Here is an 18,618-nt window from a genome sequence, read left to right as displayed (position 1 = left end):
TAACTGTGTTGAACTTACTTACCATAGGCCACAAAACCTAATAAAAGGCTGAATAATTAAAACTCAGCCTTAATTATTTTTTAACATATACATTTTCTATTTTACCAAACTGCTCCCAAACTAAATGTTAACAAATTTGCATTAATGTTTATAAAAAATCACTTAAAGCTCAAATATAAAGCAATCAACTCTATTAAATAAAAATTATTGAATTTTTTATTCACTTTAAAAACAATAACCATTATCATTCGCGCAAATAGTTAAATACGAATGCTTATCACCTTATGAAAAAATTTAAATACTCATTACTTACCTTAGCTTGCTTGAACGCGCACGCAACAATCGCAGCGACAACCTCTGTTGTAGACGATATTGAACGCATCAGCGTATACGAAAAACAAAACCGCGTTGTAATGAGCTCTGGTCTTGCTACTAAGTCAGACATGTCTTTAATGCAAACACCCGCACCGGTTGTAGTTATTGACCGTGAATTAATTGAATCTCAGGGCGTTGATAGCCTTCAAGATTTAGTAAGGAACGTAAGTGGCTTAACGCAGGCTGGCAATAACTATGGTATTGGTGATAATTTAGTAATTCGTGGTTTAGACGCAAACTACACCTACGATGGCATGTACGGTGGCGCAGGTTTAGGCAATACATTTAACCCAACTCGTTCACTTACAAATGTTGAATCTGTTGAGGTTTTAAAAGGCCCTGCAACAGGTTTATATGGCATTGGTAGTGCAGGTGGCGTAATTAACCTAATTGAAAAAAACCGGAGTTTGAAGAAAAACACAAAGTAGCGGCTGAGCTTGGCCAGTGGGATAGCTATTCATTATCATTTGATAGCACTAACGCTATAACAGATGATTTAGCTTATCGTGTAATGGCTAAAACAGCGTCAAGTGACGGCTTTCGTGATTTAAAAGAAGATCGCGATGAAATTTATACCTCACTTAAATACGTGCTTAATGACAGACAAAACATCATACTTTCTGCAGCCTATATAAAAGATGAAATAGCGGTTGATTCTATTGGTCACCCTATTCGTATTTACAATGCAGAAACTGCAAACGGCTTAAGCGCGGGTGAAGTAACTGGTGCCGATTTAGTAAGCGATCCGACAGGAAGCGGCGTACAGTTAAGTGATGCACAACGCGACCAACTTGCTAATTCACTATCGGCATCTGATGGTTTAACACCTTACAGCTTTGGCACAAATGGTATAATTTCGCCAATGGCAGATGCTAATGAAGGTGAAGAACTGCGTTTTAAATTAACGCATAACTATTATATTACTGACGATTTGTTTTTAAACCAGCAGCTACAGTACCGCAACTACACATCAAGTTTTGCACGCCAAACCGGTGCTTATAACTACGTTTATTCAACGCGCAGTAACATTATTAATAATGACCCTCGTGCACCTTTAGTTGAAGACGGCGTACTTTACCCGTTTGCAGCACGCCGCCAAGAATACCGCCAAGTAGAAGCCGATGAAAAATCATGGCAGTACTTTTTAGATTTACGCTATGACTTTATGCTAGGCGACGTAGATAACGAGCTACTTGTTAACGCAAACTACGAAGATAGAGATATTCGTTTTAAACAATTCTCAATATGGGATCAAGATTACGTACTCACAAACAATGATGGTGATGTAACGTACCAAGGTTCATTGCCATATATTTACGACATCAGAGAACCAAATTGGCCATCGGGTAGCTTTGATGATTACGATCCGCTTAAAACAAGCAACTATAATAAAAAAGTACAAGCATGGGGCTTAGGTATTCAACATGTAGGTTATCTAACGGAAGAGCTTACAACGCGTATTGGCGTGGCATATAACCGAATTGAGCAAACTTACGAGCACTTTGGTGTTGATGAGCGTTACAGCTCTAGCCGTGCAGAGCCAACTCCTGAAGCGAGTACATCAGATTCTGGCTTAACATATAACCTTGGTGCAACTTATCAGCCATCTGAAGATTTATCTGTATTTGTAAATCATTCAAAAGGCCGTACAGCGTATAGTGTATTAGGCTCAGTGGCAGGTAATGAAGCTGACCGAGAAGATTCAGAGTCTATAAGTAACGACCTAGGCTTTAGATTTAAAGCATTTGATGACCAACTACTGGCATCTGTTGTTATATTTGAAAGCGCTCGTACAAATTTAGAATATGCAAATCCACTTTATGACGCTTTAACATCAAGCTCAGATGTACCTGAAAGCTATTATGATGGTAAAGAGCAAACAAAAGGTGTTGAGCTTGATTTAAACGCTTACTTGAACGATAAATGGAAAGTAAACGTAAACGGTATTTATCAAGATGCACGTGACAAAAGTAATCCTAACAGCAGCAGTTACGACACACGCCAAAAAGGTGTGCCTTACGTAACAGCAAGTACGTGGGTAACCTACTACGCAGATATGTTTAACTTACCTGAAGCTGTGAATATAAGTGGTGGTATTACGTTTGTAGATAACCGCAGTACTAATTCAAGTTCGTTCTCGATCCCTGATGGTTATGTACCAAGCTACACGATTTACGATACAGCGGTATCGTACACCACCGATAAATGGCATATGCAGTTAAACTTAAATAACTTGTTCAACAAAAAGTATTACTCAAAAGCGATGTTTTTAGGTGGTATGCCAGGGGAAGAGCGTAATGCAAAACTAAGTTTTAGTTACACACTTTAACTAGTTAAATACTTAAAAAGCACGGTTTTTTAGAAACCGTGCTTTTTTGTTTGATGAGCGCTTAATTTAGGTCAGATAGTAACCACTATGCGACCGTTAATTTCACCTTTGAGCATATCGTCAAAAATTTCGTTAATGTCCTCTAAGCGCTTTTCTTCAATAATTGCTTTTACTTTACCTTGAGCAGCAAATTCTAAACATTCTTGCAAATCTTTACGTGTACCAACAATAGAGCCCACTACTGACACGCCATTGAGCACTGTATCAAAAATAGGAAGTGGCATATCCTCTGGAGGTAATCCCACTAATACACATTTACCGCCACGGCGTACACTTTTATAAGCTTGTTCAAACCCCGCTTTAGAGACCGCAGTACACACAACACCATGCGCGCCACCTACTTGTTCGAAAATAGCTTCACTCGGAACCACGTCTTTAAAATCGAGTGTTATATCTGCGCCAAGCTCTTTAGCAAGCGTGAGTTTTTCTTTGCCTGTGTCAACAGCTATTACATTAAAACCCATTGCTTTGGCGTATTGAACCGCTAGGTGCCCAAGACCACCGACGCCAACAATAGCAACCCACTGCCCTGGTTTAGCACCGGATACTTTTAATGCTTTATAGGTTGTAACGCCTGCACAAAATAATGGAGCGGCCTCAGAAAATCCTAACCCCTCTGGTATTTTTACAACGTAATCGCCATGGGCCAAGCAATACTCTGCATAACTACCATCAATAGAATAACCAGTATTGTGCTGCGATAAGCACAGTGTTTCTTTACCATCTAAACAAAACTCACAATGCCCACATGCACTGTATAACCAAGGAATACCCACTCTATCGCCAACTTTAAGGTGTTTTATGTTACTGCCTAGCTTTTCAATAACACCAACCCCTTCATGCCCTGGTACTAGTGGCATTTTGGGTTTTACAGGCCAATCACCATGACAGGCATGTAAATCAGTATGGCAAACACCACAGGCTGCTATTTTTACTAGTACATCGTTAGTTCCAACCTCAGGAATTGGCAGGTCAGTAATTTCTAATTTACCTTTATATTCATTATTTATTGCAGCTTTCATAATCATTCCATCGTATGTAAGAAGTCGTAAGTTAAAAAAAGTATTTTCGTCAGGTTATTTAAATAACATAACCTAATATAGGCGGATACAAGTTAATCTAAATCAAACTTTAGTAGCGAAAAACAAATTTTACACTGCGTAAGATCTTGCTATCCAAAATCAGCGTGCTAGCATTTACTTTCTGAAATTATTGAAAGTTAATAAGCTATGAGTTTATCCGAAAAGAATTTTGCCTTTGTAATGCATTGTGGTGAGATGGGCAGCCGCTGGGGATTCAATCGTACCATCGGACAAATGTGTGGTTTGCTGATTATTACTAAAAACCCAATGACAGCCAATGAGATTGCAGATGCGCTTAGTATTTCTCGCGGTAATGTAAGTATGGGTATTAAAGAGCTGCAATCGTGGCAGTTAATTAAGGTGCAACATATACCTGGAGATCGAAAAGAATACTACGCCCCTGCAGGTGAGATTTGGGATATGGCAAATCGAGTATTTGAAGAGCGTAAAAAGCGCGAAATTGAGCCCACCTTAACGCTACTACGCGATAACTTGTTAGACGAAGCCAGTAATGACGATGAACTTTACGCGCAAAAACAAATGGGGGAAATTCACAACCTACTTGAAACCGTCACTAAATGGTCATCAGAGCTGCAACGTTTAACGCCAGAGCAACTTAATAAGCTGATGAAGCTAGGTTCTGGAATTGGTAAAGTTATTGACCTAAAAGATAAGATATTCAAAAAAGAATAAAGCCGCAATTGCGGCTTTATTTATAGGTATATTTCAAAAATTAGATTTTTGGATAACCAATTCTATCCGACAAGTAACCTACGCTAGTAGCAAAGTAATACGAGCGATTCCAATGCATAAACACTTTGTAGTTATCGTACGCTAAGTACATACGGCCATTTATATCATCAGGCATAACCAGCGCAGCACGTACGTCTACATTAGGTAAATCAGAACCATCAGCTTTACGGACACCCAGTGCTTGCCAATCAGCTAATGAGCGCTCTGAGTCGTTCCAATATTCTAACCACTGCTTGCGTGTTTTTGTTCCACGAACTAAAACATATTTACTATCAAAATTTTCAGGTAACTGAACTTGGCGACCCCAAGTAAGTGAGTCATTCCAACCCTCTTGCTTTAAATAATTAGCAATTGAAGCAAATGCATCTTCCTTTGTAGTCCAAATATCTTTGCGGCCATCGTTGTTGTAATCAACCGCGTAGGCATTAAATGAAGTAGGCATAAATTGTGTTTGCCCCATTGCGCCTGCCCATGAGCCTTTAAATTTATCAAGCGTTATGTGACCTGATTTTAAAATATCCAGTGCAGCCCAAAGCTGGCGTTTATAAAGTGCTTCTCGGCGTCCATCAAAAGCAAGCGTCACTAATGATGAAATAACGTTATGACCACCTTGTATAGTGCCAAAGTTACTTTCAAGTCCCCAAAGCGCGACTATAAAGCGTGATTGTACGCCAAACTCTTTCGCTACTTTTTCAAGTACCTCTTTGTTTTCTGCGTAAAGCTTACGTGCGCGGTCAATTTTCCATTGTGGTACACGTTTTGGTAAATACGTTTCAAGGGTTTCTTTTACTTCTGGCTGGTTTTTGTCAGCCGAAACCACTTTTTCTTTATACGTTGCTGTTGCAAACGCATCGTCAATAAGTTTGGCCTCATAACCTTTTGCAATAGCTTCTTGCTTTAAATTAGCTAAATAATCTTGAAAATCAGCCTGAGTTTTTGCAATCACAGGTGAGCTTAAACATACACCACATAATATAACGATAAGTTTTTTAATCACTATCAACTCCATTGTCTTTTCGTAATTGGCTTAGCAAATTTTGCTCAGGTGGTGGAATTTGTAAGTAGTAGCCTTTATCAGGGTTTGATAACGCTGCTTTTACAGTTTCTAAATCTGCCCCACCTAAATGCTCACGTTTTGCTAAATTGATGATCATCACATAAACAGGTTGACCAAACATAGTCATCAAAGGTTCCGGAACTTTACTAAAATCATCTCTTTTTTCAACAAATAAGAACGTATCCGCTTTTTTCTTACTTTTATATACTGCAGTGAGCATTATGGCCCTATAAATTCTTGCTTAACAATGCCGCACACTATAACATGAGAGTAATAATAAGTTAGAAAAATTAGATTAGAAATTTCATTAAAGGCCTTATTCAGCCTATGTTTATCTAAGATTAATTTCTGATCAGACAATTCAATTGAGCGTGTATGTCGGACCAAATTTTTGAGTTAAAAGGGAATCTTTTTACGTTATCAGTTTTGCATCTCTATACTACTGATATAAACCTTTTAGCAGAACAACTGTATATAAAAATTGCCCAAGCACCTAAGTTTTTTGAGGGTGCACCTATTGTTGTTAACTTAATTGAGATAAAAAATAGTTCACTCGATTTTGTTCACTTAAAATCATTAATCGAGCGGATGAGTTTTAATGCTGTTGGTGTGTGTAATGGTTCTGATGAACAACACATAGATGCGAAAGCTGCTGGGCTCTCTGTTTTAAATTATTCACAAGACGTTAAGAGTGAACCTGTTAAACAGGAAACTAATACGTCTATCATTGAAAAAAATGTAATTTTACCAGCACAAATTATCAATGGTGCTGTACGTTCGGGACAGCAAGTTTATGCAAAAGACAGAGACCTAATTGTGTTAGGTGCTGTAAGTCATGGCGCCGAAGTTATTGCCGATGGTAATGTGCATATATACGGAACTCTTCGCGGGCGGGCTATCGCCGGTGCAAAAGGATTAAAAAATGCACATATATTCTGCCAAAAATTAGAGGCAGAGCTTGTTTCCATTAATGGTAATTATTGGATCAGTGATTCACTCCAAGGTGAGCATTGGGGAAACGCCGTGCAAATACAACAAAAAAATGAATCATTAGAAATTTCAGCTTTGGTTAAAGGATAAATCTCATGGCAAAAGTAATTGTCGTTACCTCAGGTAAAGGCGGTGTTGGAAAAACAACATCAAGTGCTGCAATCGGCACAGGCTTAGCACTAAAAGGCTATAAAACTGTTATTATAGATTTTGATATTGGTTTACGTAACCTAGACTTAATTATGGGTTGTGAACGCCGTGTGGTTTATGACTTTGTAAACGTAATCAACGGTGAAGCAAAACTTAATCAGGCGCTTATTAAAGACAAGCGTGTTGATAAATTGTTTTTACTCCCTGCATCGCAAACGCGTGATAAAGACGCATTAACACGTGAAGGTGTTGAACGCGTACTAAACGAATTAAAAGAAGACTTTGATTACATTGTTTGTGACTCGCCAGCTGGTATTGAAGCCGGTGCAATGATGGCAATGTATTTTGCTGACGAAGCAATTGTGACAACTAATCCAGAAGTGTCGTCAGTTCGAGATTCGGATCGTATTTTAGGTATTTTACACAGCAAATCGAAACGTGCTGAAGAAGGCCTAGAAAACATTAAAGAACACTTACTATTAACACGCTACAATCCTGATCGAGTTGCTAAAGGTGAAATGTTATCAGTCGAAGACGTACAAGACATTTTAGCTATTGATTTATTAGGTGTTATTCCAGAATCTCAAGCGGTACTAAGTGCATCTAACTCAGGTCAGCCAGTTATATTAGACAGTGAATCTGACGCTGGGCAAGCTTATGCAGATGCTATTAACCGCTTACTCGGTGAAACCGTCGATTTTCGCTTCTTAGATGTAGAGAAAAAAGGCTTATTTAAACGGATTTTTGGAGGTTAACGTGTCTTTACTTGACTACTTCCGCTCAGAAAAGAAAAACAGTGCGTCATTAGCAAAAGAGCGATTGCAGATCATTGTCGCGCACGAGCGTTCTCAACGAGGAACGCCGGATTACTTACCACAATTAAAACAAGATATTTTAGATGTGATCCGTAAATACGTGAACGTAAGTAGCGATGCGGTACAAGTTCAATTCGATCAAAACGAAGATGATCTAGCTGTTCTTGAGCTAAACGTTACGTTACCTGATGAAGAAAAGAAGTAAATATAAAATGGGCGCTTAAAGCGCCCATTTTATTTATATCTGCTTTGTAATAGCGGCTCTAAATACCTATGCTTTGATCCTCTGCGCTGAACTAAAAGTTTTTCACCATGCAAATCAACAGATAAATGTCACACAATTAAAGGGTATATTTAATCTTAAGTATCCCACTCTTTTAGCGCATCTTGAACATATGAATAACGCCAAGAGCTAAGTAAGTCAGGCTTTATATGACTCCTTTTTTGCTCATTAGTAAGCTTCCAATTCCAACTGATCAATTGATTAATTTGCTTTTTAGAAGCCATAACGTCTTCTGGTATATTGTGCTCTTTAGCTACTTTGGTGATTTTTTGCTTTATATCTTTAGCAACTTTTTTGTAAGTAGGAAAATCAATTAAGCGCTTAAGTACTTCGGGGTGCTCGCTCTCAGGTATTGCTTTAGCTGCTTCAATACATTTTAGTACCTCAACACCAGAACGATTAACTTCTATAGCTTCAACACCAGGAATTTGACGAAGAGCATTTAGACTAGAAGGGCCACGTTTTGCAATTTCAGTCATGTTATGTTCTTTTAAAACAAAATTAAGCGCTAAATTTTTTCTAATTGCTTTATTTCGTCGCCATACAGCAAGCTCTTTTAATACAGCCAGCTCATGTGGTTTAAGTTGCCATGCATTTTTAATATCTTTATATAAAAGTTCATCGGGTGTTTGAAACGCACGTTTATTAGCAATTAATTCGCTTTCATTAATAACAATATCAAATAAATCAGCTGCTTTAATACGCTCAATAATTAATTTAAAACACGGCAGCAAATGAAATGTGTCAGCTGCTGCATAATCAAGTTGTTTAGTCGTTAACGGACGTTGCAACCAATTAGTACGCGATTCACTTTTATCTATTTCAATACCCAGCAGCTCTTTTACCATAAGCGCAAAACCCATACAGTTGCCTTCACCTAGCAATTGCAGTGCAAATTGTGTATCAAATAACGGCGCAGGGACAAAGCCTGCGTATTTTTGAAATACTTCAATATCCTCTGAAGGTGAATGTAATACTTTTAGTACGGTGGGGTCTTTTAATATTTGCCAAAAATCAAACAAAGAAAGTTCAGCCAGTGGATCAATCAAAGCTAAATGCTCGCCATCAAATACTTGGATAAGTGCAACTTCTGGATACAAAGTGCGACGACGCATAAACTCGGTATCAATAGCTAAAATAGGCTTGTTTTTTATTTGTTCAACAAAAGTGTTCAGTTGATTTTGTGTTTCGATTAATTGATATTGCACTTAGTCTCCTACAATAAAAAAGCCGGCTATTGCCGGCTTTTTTATAGGTTGCTAATCTTTCAAGGCTCTTCTGAGTATTTTACCTACATTAGTTTTAGGTAATTCATCCCTAAACTCAACGAGCTTGGGAACCTTATAATTAGTTAAATTATCACGACAGTGATTTATTATATCTTTTTCAGTCAAAGAAGGGTCTTTTTTTACAACAAAAACTTTAACTTGTTCACCGCTTGCATCATGTGGAATACCAATAGCTGCTACTTCAAGCACACCTTCGTGCATAGCGATAACTTCTTCAATTTCATTTGGGAAAACATTGAAACCAGAAACAATAATCATGTCTTTTTTACGATCGACGATAAAAAAGAAACCTTCCTCATCATAGGTTGCAATATCACCTGTTGCAAACCAACCATCTTTTAAACATTCAGCGGTTGCATCTGGTCGCTTGTAGTAACCAAGCATTACCTGAGGTCCCTTAACGCATAGCTCACCAGGCTCACCTTGTGCAGCCTCTTCACCATTATCAAGAATTAACTTTATATCAGTATTTGGCGCTGGTAAGCCAATAGAACCGTTGTACGCTTTCAAATCGTAAGGACTGATAGTCACTAAAGGAGCACATTCAGTAAGGCCGTAGCCTTCCATTAATTTTGAGCCAGTTACTTTTTGCCATTTTTCAGCGACTGGACGTTGAACGGCCATACCGCCGCCTAATGACATTTTCAAATGGCTAAAATCAAGTTCAGCAAAACCTGGAGTATTTAACAAGCCATTAAATAACGTATTAACACCCGTAATGGCAGTAAATTTTGTTTGTCCTAATTCTTTAACAAACCCGGGCATATCGCGCGGATTAGTAATTAATAAGTTTAAACCACCATATTTCATAAAGGTTAAGCAGTTAGCCGTTAATGCAAAAATATGATAAAGCGGCAATGCGGTAACAACAACTTCTTTACCTCGTTCCAATACTTTATCTAAACAGCCCGATACTTGCTCAAGATTCCCCACCATATTACCGTGGCTCAGCATTGCTCCTTTAGATACACCCGTTGTACCACCAGTGTATTGTAAAAAAGCTAAATCGCTTAAGTTCATTTCCGGGCGTTTATATGCATCTGCATCTGCTTCTAACAAGTCAGAAAACTTAATCGTATTAGGTAAATTGTATGTAGGCACCATTTTTTTAACGTGCTTAACAACAAAGTTTACTATGTGTTTTTTAAGGCCACCAACCAAATCGCCTACTTGCGTAACTACGATATGTTTAACATCAGTATGTGCAAGTGATTTTTCAAGCGTATCTGCAAAGTTTGCAAGAATAAAAATTGCGGTGGTATCAGAGTCTTTTAATTGATGCTCTAACTCACGCACGGTATAAAGTGGATTAACGTTAACAACCACACAACCCGCACGTAAAATACCTAAAATTGATATCGGCGTTTGCAATAAATTGGGCATCATAACAGCGACTTTGTCGCCTTTTTTGAGACCTAAATTATTTTGAATGTAAGAAGCAACTTTTTTGGTTGCTGTATCAATTTCGTCATAAGACAATGTTTTACCCATATTAGTAAATGCAGGTAAATCTTTGTAGTCACTAAAACTTTTTTCGAACACTTCGAGTAACGAGTTGTAATGCTCAGGATCGATTGTTTCAGGCATACCCTCTGGGTAGCGCTTAAGCCAGATTTTTTCCACTCTTAGCCCCTGTTTATAATTATATTTTTATTAACCTTAATCTAAGTAAGGCACTTTAACAATTGAGCAAATACTCTAATGCGGGAATAATCCCACATTTATCGACAATATACAATTAACGTGCACCACTTTGCACCATAAATGCTTGAATATATTCAAAACATTCGTTACTACTTTGCATATGACAATGATGTCCACCACCAACATTAATTACACTTAAGTCACTGTAATAACTAATATACTTAGCTAAATTCTGTTTTACAAACGTATAACCTTCATTACCTATAATTAATTGACATGGTGCAATTAAATCTTTTATTGCACCAATACATTGCGCTTCATCAAACCTAAAACCTGAGTGATTTTTAAGCTTTGGGTCAGTCGTTAATTCAAACCCTCCATCGATTGCTTTTATGTTTCGATTCATTAAAAGCATAATTAGTTCATTATTCAAATCGGTAGTTTGTGAGCGTGCTTCATAAATTAGCGTTTTCGATTTATAAATTCTCGATTTCTTATTTTTTAATCTTGCTCTATTTAATACCGCATTTTTTAACTGTTCGCATACATCTTGGCTAGGGGTTGTAACGCAGCCAATGCCTTCAATAAAGGTAACCGACTTAACATAATCGTTAAAACAGCTAGCAAAAGTCCTGCCACCATGGCTCCCATCGAGTGACCAACTAAATGTACTTTTTTTACACCAAGCGCATTTATAAACTGGTATAAATCATCAATATAATCAACAAAATAATAGTGAGCATCTTGACTTCGCCAAGATGACAAACCGTGGCCTGCAAAGTCAATACAGTACCAAGTATGCTCAGGTTCAACGCCATCAAGCATAGGAGCAAAGCTATTACTATTATCGAGCCAACCGTGCAGTGCAATTACAACATCAGCGCCCGACCCTTTCTTTTGACCACGAATATTTAAATTGTTGGTTTGAATATTAAATGGCTGCATACCAAACCTCTTGTTGTTTTTAATGCATTGTCATTTATAGCATACAAGTTGTCAGACCACTAACATCTCCCTATTTGTTCAGCCTTGATGAGACTTTCACTCAATAAATAAAAAACAAAGTAACCATTAATTTTCAATAAGTTAAATAAACCCTAAATTTAAGAAAAGATCAATTTTCTAAAAACTAAACAGCGTTTTAATCTATTGCATGTTTTTATAAATAATAACAAGTATAAATACTGTGAATGACAACTTTAATTACTATTTATAACCTATCGGCTTAAATAATCCACCTACCGAAATGGTTTCTTACAAATATTCATTTATTTATCATACTAAGTCTATACAATAAAAGCGGCTATTAAATAAGGTACACTCATAAGGTACAACCATGAAAAAACAGATCAGCTTATTGGCACTTTTATGCGCCACATCGGGTGTTTACGCAGAATCAGCACCTAAAAATGTAATTTATATGATTGGTGACGGCATGGGTCCGGCTTACACCACTGCTTATCGCTATTTTAAAGATGACCCTGCGACTAAAGAGATTGAAGGAACTGTTTTCGATACAATTTTGAAAGGTATGGCACATACTTACCCTGACGATCATACTTATGTAACCGACAGCGCAGCAGGTGCAACAGCACTGAGTAGCGGTCATAAAAGTTACAATGGCGCAATTGCAGTAGATACAGACAAAAAATCAGTTAAAACCATGCTTGAAATAGCAAAAGAGCGCAGTATGACAACAGCGCTTGTAGCAACATCACAAATAAATCATGCCACTCCAGCAAGCTTTGCTGCACATAATGAATCGCGTAATAACTACGACGATATTGCCAACGATTATATTGATAATAAAATTGTAGGTAAATTACCTGTCGATTTAATGCTCGGTGGTGGTACTCAATACTTTATTAGAGACGATCGTAATTTAGTTGATGAGTTTAAAGCTGCTGGTTATCAATACGGTGACGATATTAAAAACCTTGGCCAGATAACAAAAATACCAGCCATTGGCTTATACGCACCTAAAGGACTGCCTTTCGCACTTGATGAAAATCCAACTCGCCTAACTCAGCTCACATCTAAAGCGCTCAATTTGCTAGATGACCAAAACAAGAATGGTTTTTTTGTAATGATTGAAGGCAGCCAAATTGATTGGTGTGGTCACGCAAACGATATAGCCTGTGCAATGGCTGAGATGGATGATTTTGCTAAATCAATAGAACAAGCAAAAGCGTATGTTGATAAAAACAAAGACACTATATTAGTCATAACGGCCGATCATTCAACAGGCGGGTTAACCCTTGGCGCACATGGTCAATACAAATGGGAAACTGATGTAGTAAAAGGTGTTAAAGCAACTGCTGGTAAATTAACTCAACTTTTACTGGATGCTGATGATTTAAAGCCAGTATGGACTGCTAACACCAATATTGAATTTACAACTGAAAACCAAATAAAACTTGAGCAAGCTAAAAAAATGGGTGAAAAAGCGCTTAATTTAGCTGTTAAAAGCATTATTAGTGATACTAGCTTTACCGGCTGGACAACCGGCGGACACACCGCTGTAGACGTGCAGGTATTTGCTTATGGTAAAGGCAGTGAACAATTTATTGGATCGCAAAACAATACCGATATTGCTGATAAACTAATCGGCTTTATTGAAAAATAAAAATTGTATTTCATTTTGAATGACAAAAAGCCCGAACACATGTTCGGGCTTTTTATTAAATCTTATAGCTATATTCAAGTAAAGCGCGGTAATGCACTTTAAGCGTATATATCAACGCCTATTAAATTTTGTACTTCTGCTCTGCGTTCTAAATTAGCAAATTCAGTATAAGTAGAAATCGCTTTGCTTACTTGAGCTGTCGGTTGGTCGTAAATTGTTTGCCTGTACTCATTGCTTTTAGCACTGCTTTCAAACAGCTGATTAGCCAGTTCAACACCCTCGACACTGCTTTTTACATAATCGGTATTCGTTTTTTTAGCAGCCGGTTGGTCTAATAAGCTCTGTGGTTTATTAGTAACAACTTTGGTAGAGCTAACCCTACCCGGAATATCTCCGGTAAAAAAACCTGAACCAATAGGCAGCGTCATTACGCGTCTCCAACCTTAATAATGCATAAAATTATGATTTAAAAACAACCAATTTGCAAATAATATGATTACTCACGTCCTGGTAGCTTTTTCCAAGTCACCGTATCGCGCACATATTTAGGTTGAGCGTCGCTCGCTTTTACAACATCACCCGCTAAAAACGCGGCTTCAACATGCGCTAGCATATAACGTGCATCGGGTAATGTAATTTCACTATTAATTGTCACATTTTCAAAGTCATTAAGCGCATCAGGATAGGTTTTAAAACCCGTGCCCACCGCTACAGATGGCTCAGTGGTTGCTATATAATCATTATTTAGTAAATCAGGTTTTATAACGCATTCTTGGTTAACTAAAAGCATTAAATTATTTTGCGCTTGGTAATGGGCAAAGTATATCTCCCCCATACGCGCATCTATACTTGGGTAAACACTAAGACTGCCGTTTTGTTCAAACGCTTGTTGCGCCATAATAGCCAGTGTCGAAACACCTACTAGCGGTAAGTTAGTTGAGTACGCTAAACCCTGCGCTATTGCTACACTAATACGTACACCGGTGAAACTACCTGGCCCTTGGCCAAAACCGATTACATCTAAATCTTTTAATTTGCAGTTTGCTTTAGTTAACAGCTCATCCACGAGTGGAAGTATTTTTTGGCTGTGCTGCTGCGGACACTCTTCAAAATGATGAAATGTTTGGCCCTGAAAATGTAAAACAATTGAAAGCGCCTCAGTAGAAGCATCAAGGGCTAGAATGTTACTTTTTATCATTTTATTACTCTAATTAATTTGTTGTAAAAATTTATTGGCATCTTCTAAACTTCGTGTTCGGCGCATTGGCGGTAAGCTTTTTAAAAATACTTGGCCATATTGTCGTGTAACTAAGCGATTATCACATATGACAAGTACACCTTTATCTTTGCTATCGCGTATTAAACGCCCAACACCTTGTTTAAGTGCAATAACAGCTTGTGGCAATTGTATATGCGCAAAAGGGTCTTTCCCCTGCATTTGGCAATCTTGCATTTTAGCTTGTAATAATGGGTCATCGGGTGCTGCAAATGGCAATTTATCAATAATAACACAACTTAACGTACTGCCGCGTACATCAACACCTTCCCAAAAAGAAGCCGTGCCGAGTAATACCGCATTACCATGGCGGGTAAATTTCTCTAAAATAATACGCTTAGACATTTGCCCTTGCATATAAACTGGGTAGTCTATTTGTGTAGTTAGCCCTTCGGCTACCAAATGCATCATTCGATAGCTAGTAAATAATACAAAACAACGCCCTTGTGCTGATTTTATAAGCTCAAGCGTTAATTTTACAATTGCATGGGGCATATTATCAGCGTGTGATTCGGGTAAGTAGCGAGGTAAACACAGCAGCGCCTGATTAGGGTAATCAAATGGGCTATCTACCATCATGCTTTGTTTTGGTTTTAAACCTAGGCTTGCATTAAAATGCGCTAGTTTGTTGTCAACCGAAAGTGTTGCTGAAGTGAATACAAAACCTGCGCCCGTGTCTTGCATCATTTGAGCAAACTTAGCTGATACATTTAATGGCGTTATATTAATTGTTAAATAACGGCGCGTTGTTTCATACCAATAACTAAAGCCGGTTTGGGCTGTATCAAAAACCCGCTCTAACTGCCCTTTAAACGCAAGTGCACGTTCAAATGGATGCTCAATTTTGTCGCTTCTATCTAGGCAAAGCTTAAGTACTTGGTAAACAAAATCTAAATCACTGATCACACGATGAAGTGCTGCGCATATTTGTTTATCACTGAGCTTTTCACGCCAATCGCCACGGCTGCCATCAACGCCAAACTGTAATCGTAAATCAGCAACGCTTGTCTCAAGCTTATTTAAGCTTTTACCGAGCTGCAGCATATCGGGAATTTCGGCTCTATAAATAGCACGTAAGTCATTAATTAAGTCCACCAGCTTTTTAGTGCTAACACTTTCACCAAAGTAATCGCTGGCAATTTCGCTTAACTGATGGGCTTCATCAAATATGTAAGCATCTGCTTTTGGCATAAGCTCGGCAAAGCCGCTTTCTTTTACGGCCATGTCGGCAAAAAACAAATGATGGTTAATCACGACAACATCGGCATCGGCCGCAGTTAAACGTGCTTTGCGTATATAACAACTTTGAAAGTCTGGGCATTCTTTACCTAAACAATTATCGGCTGTTGAATTTACATAAGGCAGTACTTTGGCATCATCCTCTATACCAATACAATCAGCTAAATCGCCTGATTGCGTTTCGCTGGCAAATTTAGCAACCATGGCTAGTTGATGCATAACATCAGAGTCGTCCGTAGGTACATGTGCAACATGCTGATTAAGCCTGTATGTACATAGATAGTTTGCACGACCTTTTAATAGGGCCGTTTTTTTAGAGGCGCTGAGCGCTTTAACTAATTGAGGTAAATCGCGATGGTACAGCTGCTCTTGTAGGGCTTTAGAGCCTGTCGATATTATCGTTCGACCTTTTGATTTAAGTGCTGGGGCTAAATATGCAAACGTTTTACCCGTACCAGTACCGGCTTCAACGACCAATTGCGAACTGTTTTTTAATGCATCAGCAACGGCGACAGCCATATCTATTTGAGGTTGGCGAGGAGTGTATCCATCTAAAGACAACGCCAAAGGCCCGGTTGCGCTAAACAGTTGTTTGATAATACCAATCACTTTACAATAAATAATAGCGGGATTTTACGTAAGCTAAACATCAAGGGCAAGTAATTAAGTAATCGGTTTGAGTATATAAATAAGGGAGCAGAGCTCCCATTAGTTATTATTGCGCATTTATGGTTAAGGTTATTCCACTAGCTGCGCTGTACCCCTTTAAGTCAATATACCACTTGCCCGCTTGTGGGTTGGTAATACTACACGTTTCAGCATTACCATTTTTATACGGTCTACATTGATATACAGATTCAGTTGATTGACTGGCAAAATTTACATATAAATCGGCATCGCCTGAGCCACCAGCCATAGTTATATTTAAAGAGGAATACCCAGCTTCTAAGTCTTGTGTAAACCGCCCCCAATCTCCCGTAGCAACACTAATATCAGTTTCTGTTCGATTAATGGGTTCAATCGCTGTTGTTTCACTATAACTGGCAATAAGAGAAACATTAGCAATAGCGTTCCATGCTTCTACCATAACGTAATAAATACCGTTTTGGGCACTCGCAATATCACAACTTTCATTGCTCGATGATGTTGTACTTTTACAATCAAAATTTTCTAATGTAGGCGCTGTATTAAATTTAACATATAGGTCTGCATCACCGCTGCCACCTGAGGTAGTAAAGTTTAAGTTACTTGCATTATTAGGTACCTGTAGCGTATAGATAAGCTGCGCTTTAGCATCACCTGCAAGGCCAGAAACTGCAACACCATTTTGTAACTCATTATTAGCTGGTGGCACTATATCACCAGCATTTTTTGCCATTTCAGCTAAATAACTCACAGCAAGTTTTGCAAATTTACTAGCGTGGTCAGCATCAAAATTAGCGTCATTCTGTGTATGAATTAGCGGATTAATATCAGCCATCCTAGATTCAAATGGCATTGATGCTGCAAAGCCTTTTTGATACCATGATGCATGATCAGAACACCCATACCCACATTGGTCAAAACCATAGGTAATGTTAGGTAAGTAGGTATCAATTAACTGACCTAAAAATTGGTTTTGAGCATTTGTAGTGTAATCAGTCATCATTACAATATCTTCGCTACTGCCATTGTTTCCAGTCATATCAAATTGCACCATGCCGATCACATTTTTTCCTTGTGATTTATAAGATGAAGCAATATCTTTTGAACCTCTTAAACCAACTTCCTCTGCAGCAAAAGCCATTATATGAATTGTTTTTTGCGGTTTATAATCATTTTCAACAATCGATCTTAACACTTCAGATAATACAGCAATCCCCGATGCATTATCATCAGCCCCTGGTGAGCGACCGTTGCTTGGATTTGATTGATTAATTGAGTCTAAATGCCCACCAATAATGACAATTTCATCAGCCTCTTCATCTCCTGCAATAGTAACAATGACCGACGACTGCGCCCAGCTATGAGTAAAGTAATCAACATTTATATCATTACGCGTAGCTGCTAACTGTTGCCAGTAATCTTTTAGCCATTGTGAGGCATCTACCCCAGTTTGAGCCGTGTAATAGCGATTATAAAAGCTACTCATCGAATTAACTGTGTTCGTCAAATTATTTGGACTAATACTATTTATTAATTGCTGAGTTGTTTGCGGATTGTCAATGCTATATGTAGCAGCTAACGCACTTAGATTTTGATTTTGAACGGCAGCTAACTGCTGAGTGTATTCATTAGCCTCGATTAACGAATCATGAGCAACAAACCCTCCACAGCGATGATAATTATCATGCATAAACTCACTTAAATGAGCAATATTTGCAGGCCTTATTTTTAACAAATTCACTGTTTGTAATGTTGTATCTTGTATACTCAATAATTCATCATTTGGTTTAAGCGAGTTTTGAACCTGTTTATAATGTTTGGCTGCAACGGGATCTATCGTTACCCAAACACTTTCAGTGTCTTGTGCGTATGAGGGTTGGGTAAGTAATAAAGTACTAGCACTGAATAGCATAATTTTTATCGCGTGTTTCATTAATTGATACCTTTTAAGTCGAGTAATGCCTTTGAGACGAGGGAGTTTTGAAAAATAAAAAAGGGAGCGAAT

14 protein-coding genes and 2 pseudogenes are annotated in these 18,618 nt (G+C 38.1%); 6 read left to right on the top strand and 10 right to left on the bottom strand.

What is annotated here, in order from left to right:
• Nucleotides 1-284: 284 nt before the first annotated feature.
• Nucleotides 285-2,704 (top strand): annotated as a pseudogene (locus P4S65_RS20040) (TonB-dependent receptor).
• A 71-nt stretch (nt 2,705-2,775) separates the two neighbouring features.
• Here P4S65_RS20040 and adhP read toward each other — a convergent pair.
• On the bottom strand, nt 2,776-3,786 hold the full coding sequence (gene adhP / locus P4S65_RS20035; protein ID WP_337121021.1) for an alcohol dehydrogenase AdhP: 1,011 nt from the start codon (nt 3,784-3,786) through the stop codon (nt 2,776-2,778).
• Nucleotides 3,787-3,993: 207 nt separating this feature from the next.
• Here adhP and P4S65_RS20030 point away from each other — a divergent pair, with 207 nt between their 5' ends.
• Nucleotides 3,994-4,539 carry a GbsR/MarR family transcriptional regulator gene (locus P4S65_RS20030; RefSeq protein ID WP_033015088.1) on the top strand — a complete coding sequence of 182 codons (546 nt, stop codon included), beginning with the start codon at nt 3,994-3,996 and terminating at the stop codon, nt 4,537-4,539.
• A 40-nt stretch (nt 4,540-4,579) separates the two neighbouring features.
• Here P4S65_RS20030 and P4S65_RS20025 read toward each other — a convergent pair whose 3' ends face one another.
• Nucleotides 4,580-5,596 (bottom strand): lytic murein transglycosylase, encoded by a 1,017-nt coding sequence (locus P4S65_RS20025; protein WP_008134237.1) that lies wholly within the window; start codon nt 5,594-5,596, stop codon nt 4,580-4,582.
• The gene (locus tag P4S65_RS20020; RefSeq protein ID WP_008134235.1) at nt 5,589-5,876 is read right to left on the bottom strand and encodes a YcgL domain-containing protein; all 288 of its coding nucleotides are present in this window, start codon (nt 5,874-5,876) and stop codon (nt 5,589-5,591) included. The genes P4S65_RS20025 and P4S65_RS20020 overlap by 8 nt, the downstream gene beginning before the upstream one ends.
• Before the next feature lie 155 nt (nt 5,877-6,031).
• Here P4S65_RS20020 and minC point away from each other — a divergent pair, with 155 nt between their 5' ends.
• The 3 genes from minC to minE are packed head-to-tail and all read left to right on the top strand — an operon-like array spanning nt 6,032 to nt 7,816.
• Nucleotides 6,032-6,736 carry a septum site-determining protein MinC gene (gene minC / locus P4S65_RS20015; protein WP_007377617.1) on the top strand — a complete coding sequence of 235 codons (705 nt, stop codon included), beginning with the start codon at nt 6,032-6,034 and terminating at the stop codon, nt 6,734-6,736.
• Between the two features lie 5 nt (nt 6,737-6,741).
• Nucleotides 6,742-7,551 (top strand): septum site-determining protein MinD, encoded by an 810-nt coding sequence (gene minD, locus P4S65_RS20010; RefSeq protein ID WP_007377618.1) that lies wholly within the window; start codon nt 6,742-6,744, stop codon nt 7,549-7,551.
• Nucleotide 7,552: 1 nt separating this feature from the next.
• The gene (minE, locus tag P4S65_RS20005) at nt 7,553-7,816 is read left to right on the top strand and encodes a cell division topological specificity factor MinE (protein WP_007377619.1); all 264 of its coding nucleotides are present in this window, start codon (nt 7,553-7,555) and stop codon (nt 7,814-7,816) included.
• Nucleotides 7,817-7,971: 155 nt separating this feature from the next.
• Here the strand turns inward: minE and rnd are convergent, their stop codons facing one another.
• The 3 genes and pseudogenes from rnd to P4S65_RS19990 form a co-directional block, all read right to left on the bottom strand.
• Nucleotides 7,972-9,102: a ribonuclease D gene (gene rnd, locus P4S65_RS20000; protein ID WP_007377620.1), complete on the bottom strand. Its 1,131-nt coding sequence runs from the start codon at nt 9,100-9,102 to the stop codon at nt 7,972-7,974.
• A gap of 51 nt (nt 9,103-9,153) precedes the next feature.
• Nucleotides 9,154-10,806, bottom strand: a complete 1,653-nt coding sequence (fadD, locus tag P4S65_RS19995; protein ID WP_033039982.1) for a long-chain-fatty-acid--CoA ligase FadD — start codon at nt 10,804-10,806, stop codon at nt 9,154-9,156.
• 115 nt (nt 10,807-10,921) lie between these two features.
• Nucleotides 10,922-11,772 (bottom strand): annotated as a pseudogene (locus P4S65_RS19990) (alpha/beta hydrolase).
• Nucleotides 11,773-12,163: 391 nt separating this feature from the next.
• On the opposite strand from P4S65_RS19990, the gene P4S65_RS19985 reads away from it, so the two are divergent.
• Nucleotides 12,164-13,453, top strand: coding sequence for an alkaline phosphatase (locus P4S65_RS19985; protein ID WP_337121020.1), 1,290 nt, complete (start codon nt 12,164-12,166; stop codon nt 13,451-13,453).
• Between the two features lie 98 nt (nt 13,454-13,551).
• On the opposite strand, the gene P4S65_RS19980 is transcribed toward P4S65_RS19985, so the two are convergent.
• From P4S65_RS19980 to P4S65_RS19965, 4 genes are all read right to left on the bottom strand, one after another.
• The gene (locus P4S65_RS19980; protein WP_337121019.1) at nt 13,552-13,881 is read right to left on the bottom strand and encodes a hypothetical protein; all 330 of its coding nucleotides are present in this window, start codon (nt 13,879-13,881) and stop codon (nt 13,552-13,554) included.
• 68 nt (nt 13,882-13,949) lie between these two features.
• On the bottom strand, nt 13,950-14,651 hold the full coding sequence (gene tsaB, locus P4S65_RS19975; protein ID WP_149606784.1) for a tRNA (adenosine(37)-N6)-threonylcarbamoyltransferase complex dimerization subunit type 1 TsaB: 702 nt from the start codon (nt 14,649-14,651) through the stop codon (nt 13,950-13,952).
• 9 nt (nt 14,652-14,660) lie between these two features.
• Nucleotides 14,661-16,577: an ATP-dependent DNA helicase gene (locus P4S65_RS19970; RefSeq protein WP_008138579.1), complete on the bottom strand. Its 1,917-nt coding sequence runs from the start codon at nt 16,575-16,577 to the stop codon at nt 14,661-14,663.
• A gap of 106 nt (nt 16,578-16,683) precedes the next feature.
• Nucleotides 16,684-18,546 (bottom strand): M28 family metallopeptidase, encoded by a 1,863-nt coding sequence (locus P4S65_RS19965; protein WP_337121018.1) that lies wholly within the window; start codon nt 18,544-18,546, stop codon nt 16,684-16,686.
• Between the last annotated feature and the right edge of the window lie 72 nt (nt 18,547-18,618).

It is taken from the genome of Pseudoalteromonas sp. B131b (assembly GCF_037162545.1).
GTDB classification, from domain to species: domain Bacteria; phylum Pseudomonadota; class Gammaproteobacteria; order Enterobacterales; family Alteromonadaceae; genus Pseudoalteromonas; species Pseudoalteromonas fuliginea.
Note: the sequence above shows the minus strand (reverse complement) of the source record. Positions and strands in the feature narration are given on the sequence as shown.